This is a genomic window from Mycolicibacterium sp. Y3 (genome assembly GCF_051188035.1).
Lineage (GTDB): Bacteria > Actinomycetota > Actinomycetes > Mycobacteriales > Mycobacteriaceae > Mycobacterium > Mycobacterium fluoranthenivorans.
The window spans coordinates 139,268-153,106 of sequence record NZ_JAVQLT010000003.1 but is presented as its reverse complement, the minus strand read 5'-3'; the positions used below and the strand labels follow the sequence as shown (position 1 = coordinate 153,106).

Below are 13,839 nucleotides of genomic sequence, written 5' to 3'. Positions count from 1 at the left end.
GCTCGCTTACGCTGAGCAGGCACAACAAAGTCTTGGGGAGGCAACCACCATGAAGGTCAGACGAAGCCGTCGCCGCGGCACCATCGCGATCGCAGGTGCCGCCGCCGTCGCGATCGGAGCGTGGCTGCACCCCAATCTGCTCGACTTCGGATACCGCGGGGACACCGTGGCGATCGCCGCGCCCGCGGCCACCTCAGCCGACCTGGCCTCCCTGCTCGACCAAGTCAAGGTCGTCGACCACATCGACTCGGTACCCGGCTACGAGCGCAGCTGCAAGAAGGGTCAAGGATGCGTATTCGGGCCCGCGTGGAACGACCCCAGTGACAGATCGGGTTGTGATACAAGGTCTCGGATTTTGGCCAGAGATCTCAACGACGTCACCTACAAGGACGGCACCCGCAACTGCAAGGTCATCGCCGGCTGGCTGAAGGACCCCTACAGCGGTGAGCGGGTCGACCTGGCCGACGTTCAGATCGACCATACCGTCGCCCTCCACCATGTCTGGAATGCTGTTGCGTGGCAATGGGATTCGCGCAAGCGTCAGATCTTCGCCAACGATCCCATCGAGCTGCGCGCCATCTCTGCGTCGGTCAACAATGCGAAATCCGATGACGGCCTGGATCAATGGATGCCCCCGGACCCGGCAGCACGTTGCCCCTTCGCAACCCAGTACGTGACCATCCTCGCCAAGTACGAACTGCCCATCACCGTCAGCGAAAAGAACGCCGCGATCAAAGCCTGCAGACCAGTAGCGTAAGAGCCTGGCGCACAACAACGGTGCGCAAATCCGGTCCTTACCGGCCGGCGAACTCAGGAGCCGTCGGCGCCGGCTCCGAGGCCTGAGCGTCCAACAGCATGGACCATGAGTACGTCGCATCCGCCAACGCGCGCAACGCCACCGGGTTACGCAGCGCCATCACAGCCTCAGTCGCATACGCCTGCGCCAGCAGCGCACGGCACGCCCCACCCTCAGTGTCCACCTGACCAACAGGCACATCGCGCACATCGACCCGGGCCGCACGTTCCTGGACGCAGAGCTGGTGGTGCTCCTCCTCCAGATGCTCCCACGGCAACGCAGCGACCCACCGCGCATTGTCGATCCGACTCAGCTGGTCACGGAACGTCGTCAGCATCCGCAGCCGCGTCGCCGACGACCCCGCCTTCTCATCAGCGCTGAACGCCAGCCACAGCACCTGCTCCCGCTGCTTCACCGAATCCGTGATGGTCTTCACCGCGCGACGCCGCTCCGTTGATACCTGCAGCTCGAATCGGGTCACCACGGGCCCGCTGAGCAGCTCGGGGTGCGCTCGATCAGTCCCATCCACCAGCGCCCACGGAACACCCGCCGCCACGGCAGGTGCACTGGAGAACGTCGTCGCCAGCGCAGTCAACTGACCGCCGGCGGCCGCCGCGAACTCAACGAGCACCCGGGCCGGGTCAAGCAGCCCCTCCCAGCGCCAAGAGTCCTCGTGCGACCACGGGCTCAGGACATCAGCAGGGACGAACGCCTCAGCCGGAATCCAACCGCGGCCACGGTCAGACGTCAGCACAACCTGGTGCCGACCACTCGTCACGACCATGCCAGCGGCCCAATGCACATGAGCGGCCCCACCGGCGGCCTCAACCACCGACCGCACTGTTGCCAAATCCTGATCACCAAACGCCACAACAGGACTCACCGGAGGCACCAGCACAGCGGGCACGATCAACGCATCGTTTCCTCCACCGAGCGGCGCAATGATCGGACCGGACCCGCCACCAACGGACGGACCGGCCGCCGGCGGCGAAGACGGATCCTGATTCTGGTGCTGCGAATTGGACACCGGCGTCGACGACGGCGCCGCAGTGTGCGCGGTCGGGGCGGGAGGACCGGGCGGCGCATGACCCGGAGCTGGAGCTGGAGCCGGCGTAGGAGCAGGGCCCGGTGTAGCAGCTGCCGGCACACCGGCTACGGGAGGCGGCGGAGCGGCAACCGACGGAGGAGGCGGCGGCACAGCACTACCGGGAGTCATCGGCGACAACGGAGACACCGGCGGCGGGGCAGGCACCGGCGGAGGCGCCGGCACGGCCCCAGCTGCCGCCGACGTCAACGGCGACGCCGCAGCACTCAACGGCGCAGCAGACAACGGCGCAGATGCTGCAGCGGGGGCAGCCGCAGCTGGACCCGCGCTGGCCGCCACCGGAGCGGCGACCTCGGCACCTGCAGTGTGCACCGCGGCCGGGGCAGCCGCCGGGCCTTGAGCCGCGGGCGACGCCGTAGCCGACGAATGCGAAACCGGTTCCGCTGCAGGGCTTGCGGATGAAGCGGGAGCAGCGCCGCCCGACGCACTGTTGGGGGTGCCGGCCGCGGAGCCACTACCTTGCGGTGCGGGCGCTGTCGACGGTGCACCCGTTGGCGCTCCCGAAGTCGAAGGGGGTGTCGCAGGGGCTGATGAGGCAGACGTTGGGGCTCCGCTCGCGCCAGGGGCGGATCCGGCCGCCGGCGTCCCACCTCCGGTGCTGCCCGGTAAACCACCACCTGAAGAGCCAGTACTTGGGACGCCGCTGTTTGCCCCGCCACCAGGGGTTGGTCCAGCGCCAGTTCCGGCGGCACCCATGTTGTTGGACATCCCTTGGGCAGGTGAGCTAGGACCAGAGTCCGACGCGGCAGCGCCCCCGCTGCCGTTAGCGCCTGCGTGGGACACGGGTTGTGTCGATGCGCCGGGACCAGGGTCTGCCGTCGCGGCGCCGCCGCCGCCAGTTGTTCCGGTGTTTGACATGGGTTGCGTAGGTGCACTGGGCCCGGCGTCGCTTCCCGCAACGCCAGACCCAGTCTGGCCGCCGCCCACACCCGGCATCGGTAGCGCGGCCGGAACGCTTCCTGCCCAGCTGGGTACGGCAGCGAGCGCGCCCATGGCGGCGCCCGAAATGGCCTGTATTTGTGTCTTTGCTTCGTTCTTGACCTGCTCGATGAGCTGGTCGACGTCTATGCCAGCCAGCTCCTCTGCAACACGCGCAGCCTCGAACGCCTCAATGGCGGCTTCGGCCCATCCGACGACCGCGTCCATTTCTGCCAGCATGGCGCCGAGAGTGGTGGCCCAAGCCCCCAGGCATGCGCCGGCCTGGCCGACCTGAGCGCCTACGAGACCAACATTGACGAAGTACTTCGTCCAGGCGCCCGAAATGACGTCGGCCAGGTCACCCTGCCCGTAATTGAGCAGTCGTATGGCGGCGACCTGACCGTCCTCTGCGGCAGCTACAAGCTTGCCTGAGAGGGTCGTCATCTCTACCGAGCGCCGCATCAACTCGCCCGGTTCTAGCGAATCTTCCCAGTAGTTCTGGAGGATTTCAGACGCGTGCGGCGTAGTCGGTTTTGGAGGCACGTCTTAGAACCCCGCCTCAGCTCAACCGCACGCTTCGTCGAGCTTGGCCAGCGCGACGTTGCCAGGTACGCCATCGGCGGAGGTGTAGGTGCGGTCGACAAGCTTTTGCATAGCCTGCCGCCGCTCCGAGACGTACGTCTTCGCGGCCTCGGTCACCTTGGGCGGGTCAGTCGCAGCGATTTCCGTCTCGAACAAGTCCAGGGCCTTATTCACTGCCGCGCTTTGGTTCTTCACGTACAGATCAATGTTCGGAGTGTCCCAGTTCCACCCAGCGGGAAGTGCTGGGATGGCGTTGAGCGCGGCCTTTGTGGACGGCCATGCCTCGCAAGTCGAGCTGTCAGCGGCGCCGGCGGCTTGAGCGGGCACGGCCCCGACCGCGGTCGGGGCCGTGCCAGTGGGGGCAGTCGTGTTGGGGCTGCGGGTCAGGACGACGGCGCCGATGATCGCTGCGGCGATGATGATGGCCGCGATGATGATGGCGACGGGAATCCACCGCCGTGCCGGCTTGGCGGGCGGGTAGTAGGGCGGCCACTGGGCCGGGGGCCCTGGTGGTGCGCTCAGCGGCGGATGATTTCCCTCCATGGGTAAAGCGTAGCTCTCCCAGTTTGCCGCGTCACTGGTAAATGGAGCGTCCAGCTGTGCGTTTCGTGCCATGGTGGACCTCCTTTCGCTCTGTTGGTGATAGCACTATGCTAGCACAGTGCAACACTGCTGCGGGAGGAATCATTCCGGGGCGCCCAACGACGGAGGGACGTCGTCACCCCGAACCGTGGTGGCCAGCCCATCGAGTAGGTCAGATAGTTCCTGCTCAACCGCGCGATCGAGGGCCTGGCGGTCCAGCGCGGTCGACTCCAGCGGCAGACCCAACTCGAGTCCGATCCAGCGGTCCTCTACGTCGAGACGCAAGATTTCGCGGTACGCGATGAGGCGATCCGCACGGCCATTGAGGATGCGGGCGTACTCGGTGAGGGCGTCGATCGATTCCAGCAGACGTCCCCAGGCATCGGTGTCGGTCGGGCCGAGGTGCAGATGGGTGTCGGCGTGTGTGCGCCACAGACGGTGGGCGGCGGCGACGATGTGGTTGAGGCGCGCGTCGACGTCGAGACGGGCGTCGTGCGTGTCGAGGAGGTCGGTTTTCCAGAGTCGGCTGTGGCGGGCGGACTGAGCTGACCGGTAGGCCGCAGTGATCGCGTTCGGTTCGGGCCAGACGAGCGCGGCGGCGCCGGCGTGGGAGTACTCGGTGCGGCCGAAGCGGGCGTTCCACTCGGCTTCGAGGATGTCGGCGTTGTCGTAGCCGGCTAGGTCCTCGCGCGAAGTGGGCCAGCAGATGGTGGCTGCGCGCAGTGCGCGGCGCTCAGATGGTGTGTAGCGCCGCGCGGGATGTGTGGCGATTTGGCGCCAGGTGAATGGTGGATAGGTGGTGCGTTGGTGTCCGCGGCGTCGGCGTTTGGCGGCGAGTTGTGGTGGGAGCGCGTCCTCGTCAATGGTTCCGACTGGGCTTGCTTGAGCGAGGAAGTCGGCGACGTCGTGGTCGCGGTATGGCCAGTCGACGTCGAAGTCGCCGCTTCGGCGGCGATCACGACCCGCAGCTGCGTCCGGCCAGTCCATCCGTCGAGCCTAGGCCGTTGAGGCGTCCCAATCCTTGAAGATCGAGGGACGTGCCGTTTAGCCAGCGTGCGGCCAATTTAGGTGGGGGAGTATGCCAGCGCTGGGTGGCCAAGCCCGGGCTACGGGGGTATGCCAAGAGCGCCAATCTCCCACGGGTGCTCGGCGGTTCGAGCGTGGCGATCATTTCTACGTCTTCGGTTGGTGACCAGGCGGTCGACGGTTCTCGTTGCGCGGCAGGCTTGTCCGGGCCACGCCGCTACCATCAATAGCTAGCCGCTACCGCCAATAGCTAACAGCGCAATCCGTGCGGAAGTGGTGGCATGCGTGAGCCCTGTCGCAACAGCGATTTTGCCGGCCCGCGGGAGCCGTTTTCGGCGGCCGGCGCTGTTAGCTTTTGGTTGATAGCCGCTTCGTGTGTCTGAGCAAGGAGATGAACCGTTGAGCGCTGCGTCCAGAGCTGTGATTGCTGCCGTCGCTGCGTCGGTGTGCGTCGGGGCGTTGTCGGTCCCCGTTGCGTCGGCGGAGGAATCGGTGATCCACACGCTGGGCAGCCCAGCCCAGTTGGTGAACGGCGATGTGGTGCAGGCGTGGACGGTCAAGGACTTCAAGCCGAGCGTGGACGTCATCCCGTACCCGGTGGCCGGAACGCTTTGGGAGGCAACAGCAACCGACGCTGCGGTGCGCGGCACTGTGCAGCCTGTGGTGTCCAATCTCAACGCCCGGGCCCGCAGTGGCCAGACCTACCGGGTGCTCTTCGGTGTGGCGACGCCGCAAGGGGTCAACCCGGCTGCGCTGGCCCAGGGGCAGCAGACCTCCGGCAAGGTGTACTTCGACGTCACCGGTGATGTTCCGGACAGTGTGGTTTATAACGCGGGTGGCACGGATCTGGCGGTGTGGGTGCAGCCGCCGCCAGCCCCGACGCGGGCTGCGTCGTCTGGTTCGGGGTCGGCGCCGAGTTCAGCGGCGGGGGCGGCTCCTGCGGCCGCGGCTGAGGCAGCGCCGGCGGGTGCCACTGCCGCGGCGGCACCGGCGAGCGCCGGCACGCCCGTTCCGGGTAGCCAGGGCGCCCCCGTCGTCCCAGGTAGCACCGGAACCCCCGTCGTACCAGGAAGTCAGGGAACGCCTGTGCCTGGCAGCACGGGCACGCCGGTGCCGGGCAGTGCAGGGACGCCGGTGCCGTCTGCGGCTGGGAGCGCCCCTTCGGGTGCTGAGGTGAGCCCGGCGCCGACCCCAGCGGGTCCCGGTGCGACGCCGGCTCTCGCGCCGGTCGCCAGCTCCGGCACCCCGGCAGCAGGTAGCGCCGCCCCGGCGGGCCCGGCCCCGGTCGTTGCGCCGACGACAACCGTCGTCGCCCCACCCGCCTGACGGCGACCCGGGGACCGTCGCTGATGGGGGACTGGCTTGACGTCGGCGACGGCAACCGGATGTTCTGGGAGGCACGGGGAAATCCGTCGGGTCGCACTGTGCTGCTCGTTCACGGCGGGCCCGGTAGCGGTCGCTCCCGCACCGCCCATAAAGCTTTCGACCACAGCATCTTTCGGATTGTGTCGTTTGATCAGCGTGGCTGCGGGGACAGCACGCCGAGCGCCGCGGACCCGTCCACCGACATGAATGTCAACACCACCGAGCACCTGCTGAGCGACATGGAGAAGCTGCGGGAAGCTCTGGGGGTGGAGCGGTGGCTGCTGTACGGCGGCTCCTGGGCGTCGACCCTCATCTTGGCGTACGCGCAGCGCCATCCGGAACGGGTCGAAGGCATCATCCTCATCAGCATTTCGACGACTCGGCGCCGTGAAATCGATTGGCTGTACGGCGGCTTGCGGATTCTGCTGCCCGAGCAGTGGGAGCGGTTCCGCGCCGCGGTACCCGAGCACCTGCGGGATGGCAATCTCGTCGAGGCCTACCGCCAGCTCATGGAGCACCCCGACCGCGCTGTGCGTGAACACGCCGCCTATGAGTGGGGATTGTGGGAGGACACGGCGATCGCACACGAAACCCACGGGCGGCCAGGACAATTCAGCGCCAAGCCCATGGATGAAAAGTTGGCGTTCGTGCGGATCTGCACGCACTTCTACGCCCACTACGGGTGGCTGGCCGAGGAACAGCTGCTGCGCGGCGCCGACCGCCTCGCGGGGATCCCCGGTGTTCTCATCCATGGTCGCCTGGACTGTCCTGTCCAGTGATCTCCGCGTGGGAGCTGGCCCAAGCGTGGCCGGACGCCGAGCTGGTGGTGATCGAGAACTCAGGGCATACCGGCAGCCCCGCCATGGCGGCGGCCGTCCGAGAGGCGATCGCGCGGTTCACCGACGGAGACCTTGCTCCCGCAGCCGTCGTGTAGCTTCCGGATTCACTGGCCTGACCTGTGACGATGGCATGGCCCCCCTGTTGGCGCGGGCGGGCGGATGGGCGGTGAACAGGGCACACCAGGCGGATCTGGCTTTCATCGCTGCCTGTGCGCCCACGTTCACGGACCAGCCGGCGACCTTTCCTCAACGATTCCGCACTTGACAGGGTCACTGTTCCTTTGGCTAGCGTGTCGAACGGTTAGGTAGGTGTGACCTGTCTACTGTTGTCGGCTGTGGGTGTTACGTTGCGGGCGAACGCGAATTTCGCGTTTCAGTGTGCGTATCACGTGGTGTGGTGTCCGAAGTATCGGCGCCGGGTGATCGGGGGCCGTATGGAGGAGCGGCTCAAAGAGATCATCGCCGAGGTGATCACCGAGAAGGGGGCCTGGTTGATCGAGATGGAGACCATGCCTGATCACGTGCACCTGTTGGTGGAGGTGGATCCACAGTACGGGGTGCACAAGCTGGTGAAGGCCATCAAAGGCCGCTCGTCGCGGGTGTTGCGTGAGGAGTTTCCGTGGCTGAAATCGCGGTTGCCGTCTCTGTGGACGAACTCGTATTTCGTGGCCACTGTCGGCGGCGCGCCCTTGTCGGTGATCAAGCGTTATGTCGAGTCGCAGAAAGAACGCTGAGTCATGTTGACGGGGCGGCGGTTTCGGGTCGAGTTCACCGGTGAGCAGGCCGAGTTCGCCGAGCGGATCGGGGCAGTATGCCGGGTGGTGTGGAACATCGGTTTGGAGCAGCGCCGCGAGTACCGCCGCCGCGGCGCCTGGATGAACTACCAGCCCCAGGCCAAGGAGTTGGCCGAAGCCAAGACCGAGCATCCCTGGCTCAAAGACGTTCCCGGGCACTGCCTGCAGCAGACGTTGATGGACCTGGACCGGGCGTGCCGCGAGCATGGCACGTGGCAGGTTCGGTGGCGTTCGAGTCGTCGCTGGTCACCGTCGTTCCGGTTTCCCGAGGGCAACAAAATGACGGTGGAGAAGCTCAACCGCCGCCACGGCCGGATCAAACTGCCCAAACTCGGGTGGGTGAAACTGCGGATGAGCAGACCTCTGACCGGTGAGACCATCCGCTCAGCGACCCTCACCAGGCAGGGCCGGCATTGGTTCATCTCGGTGCTCGTCGACGACGGCCAGCAGACTCCCGCGACCCATGCCTCGCCGGGCAGCGCAGTGGGAGTGGACCGTGGTGTCGCGGTGGCGATCGCAACCAGCCACGGGGAGCTGATCGACAGGGCGTTTATGACTGTCGGGGAACGCCGCCGGGCGGTGGCATTGCAACGCAAGCTGTCGCGGTGCGCGAGACGCTCTGCGAATCGGGACAAGACCCGCGCCGCGTTGGCAGCGGTGCGGGCCCGCGAGCGCCGGCGGCGCCTGGACTTCGCCGCTCAGACCGCTCATCAGCTCGCGGCCGCCAACGCGGTGGTGGTGCTCGAAGCCCTCAAAACCAAGCAGATGACCAAATCAGCGAAAGGAACCCTCGACTCGCCCGCGCGCAACGTCAGAGCCAAGTCCGGGCTCAACCGCGCCATCCTGGCCAAAGGATGGCATCAGTTCGCGTTGGCACTAGCCTCGGCGGCCCGCTACACCGGGACCACCGTGGAAAAGGTGCCGGCGGCCTACACATCGCAACGCTGCTCAGCGTGTGCGCATGTGGACCCGAAATCCCGTGAGAACCAAGCGGTATTCCGGTGCACCCACTGCACGCATCATGAGCACGCGGATGTCAACGCCGCTAAGAACATTCTGGCCGCAGGGCTTGCGGTCACCGCCTGTGAAGACCAGCCAAGGCCTGCGGGCCGAGCGCGGTCACCGAAGCAGGAACTAGCAGGAACCCGCGAGGAATTACTGCTCCAACCCAGCGCTGCACCCGCAGCATGAACAGGGTTGGAATCCCCCGGCTTCAGCCGTGGGGAGGAAGTCAAGGTTCGTGCGTGGGCACTGGCGCAAGCAACCGCACGGTCCCGGCGGACAGCTGCGCAAGTGGATCTACATCGACCTGCACACCGCAGGTCACCCCGACGCGCCTGAACCGGCTGGCCCACCTGCTCCGCGAGTGAATGCTGTCTACGGCCAGCGCGCTGACTGGTCGCGTCGGTCGTAGCGCTAGCGAGCACGCTGCCCGCCGGGCTGGAGGCGATCGCGCGGTTCATGGACGGAGACCTCGCACCCGCACTCCACTGATTGGCCTCCGGCCTCCTTCGAGCCAGACCGGAAGGTGGGCCTCGACGGCCCGGCGCTGTTCGGCGCGCAGGACGCTGTGACCAGGGGAAATAGCACGTCCCCGGGCATCTAAAGTCTCCGGTCACTGAGTGCGCACGGCCTCCGTGTCGCTGGGCCTGACCTGCGGCGATGGCATGGCCCCCTGTCGGGCGCGGATGGGCGGCGAATACGGCACGTCGATCCTCTTTGATTTACCACACGCGGAAAAGTTACCGTAGATGGTAAATTTCCTGCACTAGGTATCACCGCTTGCGACTCCCGCCCGTGAGGGCCGGACGACCTGAATCGCAGGAGTCCGCATGTTCGCCGCCCGTTGCTAGGCAACTCACTGCACATGTAGTCGGCTGGCCGCAAACCCATTGGCTCACCGGTCATTTGCGGTGTTCAACGCTCACTTTCCCCGGCACCAACAAGGTGTCACATCGACTGGCCCCGCGCCGTGGCGCGCTCAACGCCGAGCCTCTGCTTTCGCTTGCCCAAAACGCTTCTCCCACCATGCCATCCACAGGAGTGTTCCTATGTACACCACCAATGCCATACTGCGCGCCAAACATGCTCTGGTCGCGGCCGCCGTCACCACGACGATCGCCGCATCGCTACACACCGGCGCCCTTCTTGCCGCGCCCGCCGAACATCCGCTGCACCGCGAGAGCGTCTCCACCGCAGTGGCTCTCGTGAACTCCGAGTCATCGACCAGCTCGAACACCAGTATCGGGGTCGCCGACTCGACCCTCTACAACCTCAGCCACGACGAGCTCGTCGAGCGCCTCAACGACATGAAGAGCCTCGGAGTGACCGACCTGCGAGTCGGCGTGCCGTGGGTGTACATCCAGCCCACCCGAGACACCTACGACTGGTCGAAGATGGATAACGTTGTCGATACCGCGGTCTCCCTGGGTTTCTCGATCACTGGGGACATCACCGGCAACCCGGCCTGGGACGGAACTGTCCTGGCGGGCGCTCCGAACCCGACCGCCTACGCCAACTTCGCTTCGGCGGTCGCCACGCGCTACGGCACCAAGATCGGCTCCTACGAGATTTGGAATGAGCCGAACGGGGTGGTCTTCTTCGCCCCGGTCAGTGCTGCCAAGTACACCGAGGTCCTCAAGGCCGCCTATACCGCGATCAAGGCGGCGAACCCGGACGCAGTCGTCGTCGCCGGCGCGCTTGGGGCGGCCGGCAACATCAAGGGCATCAGCCAGACCGCCTCGGACTTCCTGACCGCGATGTATGCCGCCGGGGCGAAGGGATACTTCGACGCTCTGTCGTATCACCCGTACGGCACCACTCTGCCGTTCAGCTCCGGTTCTGATGTGAACAACGCTGCGCTGCAGCAGATCCAGGCGCTCTACGCGACCATGGTCGCCAACGGTGACGGTGATCTGAAGATCTGGGGAACCGAGTACGGCAACGCCACCGTCCCCGTCATCGGGGTCAACCAGACCGAGCAGGCCCAGTTCTTACAGGACTTCGTGACCGCCTGGACCCGGCTGTCGTTCACCGGCCCGGCGTTCGTCTACACCGCGCAGGACATTCACACCGGCTTGCTCAACGCCGAAGCCAACTTCGGGCTCTACAACAGCGACGGCACCCCCAAGCAGGCCGCGCTGGTGTTGGCCAAGCTGATCGCCGACCTCGCCGTCAACGGCTCCCTGCCCGACTACACCGCCCCCAAGCTGTCGCAGGCCCGCGACGCTTACCTGCAGCTGACCTCCATCGGCTTCGGGCTGGTCAACACTGCCTTGATCATCCCGAACGCGGTCATCGACGCTGCCTATCAACAGATGCCGACCGCCGGGAAGAAGGTCTTCAGCGCGATCGCCGACTACGTCTCCGCGCGGTTCGTTCAGATGGTCGCCGCGATGGCTCCACTGACTCAGGCTGGCCTGGGCGCTGTGCTCAACATCGGGCCCGCGATGAAGAACCCTCAGGCGGCCGTCGCCGCCGCGGTCACGCGCTTCAACAGAGATCTGCAGAGCACCGGTCAGGCGGTCGCAGCGGCGCTATCGGGCACCCGGGCCACGTTGGCCCGTCTCGAACAGCCCACGACCCCCAAGGCAATCACTGCGGTACCCAAGGCCACGGCAGCCCCCGAGGGGGACGCGGCCACCGCCAAGAAGGTCGAGGCGACAACCACGGCTGCCGGCGACGACAGTGACGCGGCCACCGTCAAGGAAGTCGGCACTACGACCGCGGCTGCCGGCGACGACAGTGACTCGATCACCGTAAAGAAGGCCGGCGGCACCACGACCACAGCGGCCGGCGCGACGACCACACCGAGCACCGTCGGAACATCGAACGGATCGAACACCGCTGCAGCCGAGCCGGTCTCAGACAAGACTGCCGCCGCGGGGACGAGCAAGACCGCCACCGACGACACGCCGGCCCAGCAGGGAGGGCGGCACCGCAAACCCGACAGCGCGACCACGACCGGTGCCGCTGATGCAGGAAAGGCGGGATCTGACACTGCGGCGTCGACGACGAGCGGTGACACCGCCACACCCAGGACCGTCAAGCACCGCAAGGACACCAAGGGGTCGGCCGAGCCCGGCTCGACCGGTACGGACACCTCGAAGAAGACGGCAGCGCCGCGTCACGCCGCGTCGGCGGACAAGGGTTCGGCGGCCGCCGCGTGAGGACGCGACGCCCGTGGTTGGGCGCGGCCGCCTGCGCCCTGGTCCTGGGCGGCGCCACCCTTGCAGGGGCTCCGTCAGCCGCCGCTGAAGATGTCGCGCTCTACCTGTCCGGTACGCGTCAGAACCCCGTTCCCGCTGGGCAGATCGACCTCACCAAGGTCAACGCGAGTCTGGCCAATTATGGAGTAGCGCAACAGATCGGCTATCTGGCTTCGCTGTTCCCGGTGGTTGGTCAGACAGCGCTGGACCCGTCGGTGGCCACCGGGGTCGCCGCCACGGAGGCCGCGATCGCCGCGCTGCCCGATGGGGTGCGCATCGTCATCGTCGATGTCTCGCAGGGCGGCATCGTCGCCTCCCGGGTCGAGCGCGACCAGCTCGCGGCGGGCTCGACGAGAACGTTCCTGTTCGTCCGGATCGGCGACCCGACCGGGCCGACCGGCATCATGGGCCGCAACCCCGGCCTTGCGCTGCCCGGCCTGACATTCGTCACCGCCCCTGACGACAGCCCCTGGAACCGGATCATCATCACCCACCAGTACGAGGGTCTGAGCGACTGGCCGGCTCAGCAGCTGAACCTGCTCGCCGACATCAACGCGCTGCTCGGTGCCATCGAGTACCACAATCCGTGGTCCTACGCCGTCGACCTGTCCACGCTGCCGGACTCCGCTGTCACCGTCACCGTCAACTCCGTCGGCGCCACCACCACGACCTACCGGATCCCGGCCACCGGGCTGCTCCCGATCTTGCGGCCCTTCCAGGCGGTCGGCGTCAACGACGCGACGCTGGCGTCCTGGCAGAAGGTCCTCAAACCGATCATCGACTCGGCCTACACGCCCGCGAAGACGTCGACCGTCGCGGCCCTGGGCAGCAAGTTGTTCGTGGCCGCGGTCAACGGCATGACCACCGGCGCCAACCGGGCCGGCATCACGCTGCGTCAGACCCAGCGCTACCTGGATGCCGCGATCAGCCAGTGGCAGGCGAAATCCCGGCCCGCAGCGGCCACTACGGTGGCTGCGCCGACCAGTGTCGTTACGAGCGTGACGTCCCGCGCTGTCCCCGACGTCGCCCCTGCGGCGGGGCAGTCCATTTCGGCCGCAGGCGTCGCAGCACCCGGGTCGGTGGGAGTGCAGACCGAGACGCAGGAGCCCGCCGCGACCGTTCCGGCGCAGCCCAGCGGGCGCGCTACGAAACCGGCGTCGCGGCGCGCGCCGACCCTGGCGTTGAGCCGGCCTCTCAGAGCTGGAGGTGGTGGCCGGAAGCCGTCCGTCATCGCGGCGGAGGGCCCGGGGGCGGTCGTATCGGGCGGGCCCAGTGCCGTGGGGTCGGCCGGTTCCGGTGACGACACCCCCAACGGGTCAGCATCGCCACCATCTCACGCCCACGAAACAACCGGGCCCAGTAAAGGTTCCGAAGGTGGCGAGGCGTCGGGTAGTCATGATCACTGATGCCGATCTCGCCCAGGCGGTCCTGGTTTTCGTTGCCGTCGCCAGTGGGGCCACGTTCGCGGTGCGCCTGTGGCATCGCTTCGCGCCCACCCGCAGCGTCTCCCCGACAGCGACTCCCGAGCCTGCCGAGGTGCCCGCAGATCCCTGTCGCTCGGCGGCGGTTTGGGTCCGAAACTCGCCTTAGGCTGGAGTGATCGCCGAGTGGGGAGGGCTCAGCC

Annotated in this window: 12 protein-coding genes and 1 pseudogene; 10 read left to right on the top strand and 3 right to left on the bottom strand. The window is 67.0% G+C overall.

Features of this window, described 5'->3' with window-relative positions; translation table 11 throughout:
- Positions 1 to 49: 49 nt before the first annotated feature.
- Positions 50 to 757 carry an HNH endonuclease family protein gene (locus QN239_RS33145; RefSeq protein ID WP_499017546.1) on the top strand — a complete coding sequence of 236 codons (708 nt, stop codon included), beginning with the start codon at positions 50 to 52 and terminating at the stop codon, positions 755 to 757.
- Positions 758 to 794: 37 nt separating this feature from the next.
- Here the strand turns inward: QN239_RS33145 and QN239_RS33140 are convergent, their stop codons facing one another.
- A complete protein-coding gene (locus tag QN239_RS33140) occupies positions 795 to 1,550 on the bottom strand; it encodes a hypothetical protein (RefSeq protein ID WP_499017544.1) in 756 nt (251 codons plus the stop codon).
- Between the two features lie 1,368 nt (positions 1,551 to 2,918).
- On the opposite strand from QN239_RS33140, the gene QN239_RS33135 reads away from it, so the two are divergent.
- Positions 2,919 to 3,251 (top strand): hypothetical protein, encoded by a 333-nt coding sequence (locus QN239_RS33135; protein ID WP_499017542.1) that lies wholly within the window; start codon positions 2,919 to 2,921, stop codon positions 3,249 to 3,251.
- A 132-nt stretch (positions 3,252 to 3,383) separates the two neighbouring features.
- Here QN239_RS33135 and QN239_RS33130 read toward each other — a convergent pair whose 3' ends face one another.
- The gene (locus QN239_RS33130; RefSeq protein WP_499017540.1) at positions 3,384 to 4,016 is read right to left on the bottom strand and encodes a hypothetical protein; all 633 of its coding nucleotides are present in this window, start codon (positions 4,014 to 4,016) and stop codon (positions 3,384 to 3,386) included.
- 69 nt (positions 4,017 to 4,085) lie between these two features.
- On the bottom strand, positions 4,086 to 4,970 hold the full coding sequence (locus QN239_RS33125) for a hypothetical protein (protein WP_499017539.1): 885 nt from the start codon (positions 4,968 to 4,970) through the stop codon (positions 4,086 to 4,088).
- A 98-nt stretch (positions 4,971 to 5,068) separates the two neighbouring features.
- Between QN239_RS33125 and rpsH the strand changes: the two are divergent.
- From rpsH to QN239_RS33085, 8 genes and pseudogenes are all read left to right on the top strand, one after another.
- Positions 5,069 to 5,164, top strand: a pseudogene (gene rpsH, locus QN239_RS33120) (30S ribosomal protein S8); the annotation flags it as partial.
- A gap of 244 nt (positions 5,165 to 5,408) precedes the next feature.
- Positions 5,409 to 6,335 (top strand): MPT63 family protein, encoded by a 927-nt coding sequence (locus QN239_RS33115; RefSeq protein ID WP_499017537.1) that lies wholly within the window; start codon positions 5,409 to 5,411, stop codon positions 6,333 to 6,335.
- 23 nt (positions 6,336 to 6,358) lie between these two features.
- Positions 6,359 to 7,153: an alpha/beta fold hydrolase gene (locus QN239_RS33110; protein WP_499017535.1), complete on the top strand. Its 795-nt coding sequence runs from the start codon at positions 6,359 to 6,361 to the stop codon at positions 7,151 to 7,153.
- The gene (locus QN239_RS33105) at positions 7,150 to 7,308 is read left to right on the top strand and encodes a hypothetical protein (protein ID WP_499017533.1); all 159 of its coding nucleotides are present in this window, start codon (positions 7,150 to 7,152) and stop codon (positions 7,306 to 7,308) included. The genes QN239_RS33110 and QN239_RS33105 overlap by 4 nt, the downstream gene beginning before the upstream one ends.
- A 240-nt stretch (positions 7,309 to 7,548) precedes the next feature.
- Positions 7,549 to 7,947: an IS200/IS605 family transposase gene (tnpA, locus tag QN239_RS33100; protein ID WP_499017531.1), complete on the top strand. Its 399-nt coding sequence runs from the start codon at positions 7,549 to 7,551 to the stop codon at positions 7,945 to 7,947.
- Between the two features lie 3 nt (positions 7,948 to 7,950).
- Entirely contained in the window at positions 7,951 to 9,198 is a 1,248-nt protein-coding gene (locus tag QN239_RS33095) for an RNA-guided endonuclease InsQ/TnpB family protein (RefSeq protein ID WP_499017529.1), read from the top strand.
- 860 nt (positions 9,199 to 10,058) lie between these two features.
- Positions 10,059 to 12,176, top strand: a complete 2,118-nt coding sequence (locus QN239_RS33090) for a cellulase family glycosylhydrolase (protein ID WP_499017527.1) — start codon at positions 10,059 to 10,061, stop codon at positions 12,174 to 12,176.
- The gene (locus QN239_RS33085) at positions 12,173 to 13,621 is read left to right on the top strand and encodes a PE-PPE domain-containing protein (RefSeq protein WP_499017526.1); all 1,449 of its coding nucleotides are present in this window, start codon (positions 12,173 to 12,175) and stop codon (positions 13,619 to 13,621) included. The genes QN239_RS33090 and QN239_RS33085 overlap by 4 nt, the downstream gene beginning before the upstream one ends.
- The last annotated feature ends 218 nt before the right edge of the window (positions 13,622 to 13,839 follow it).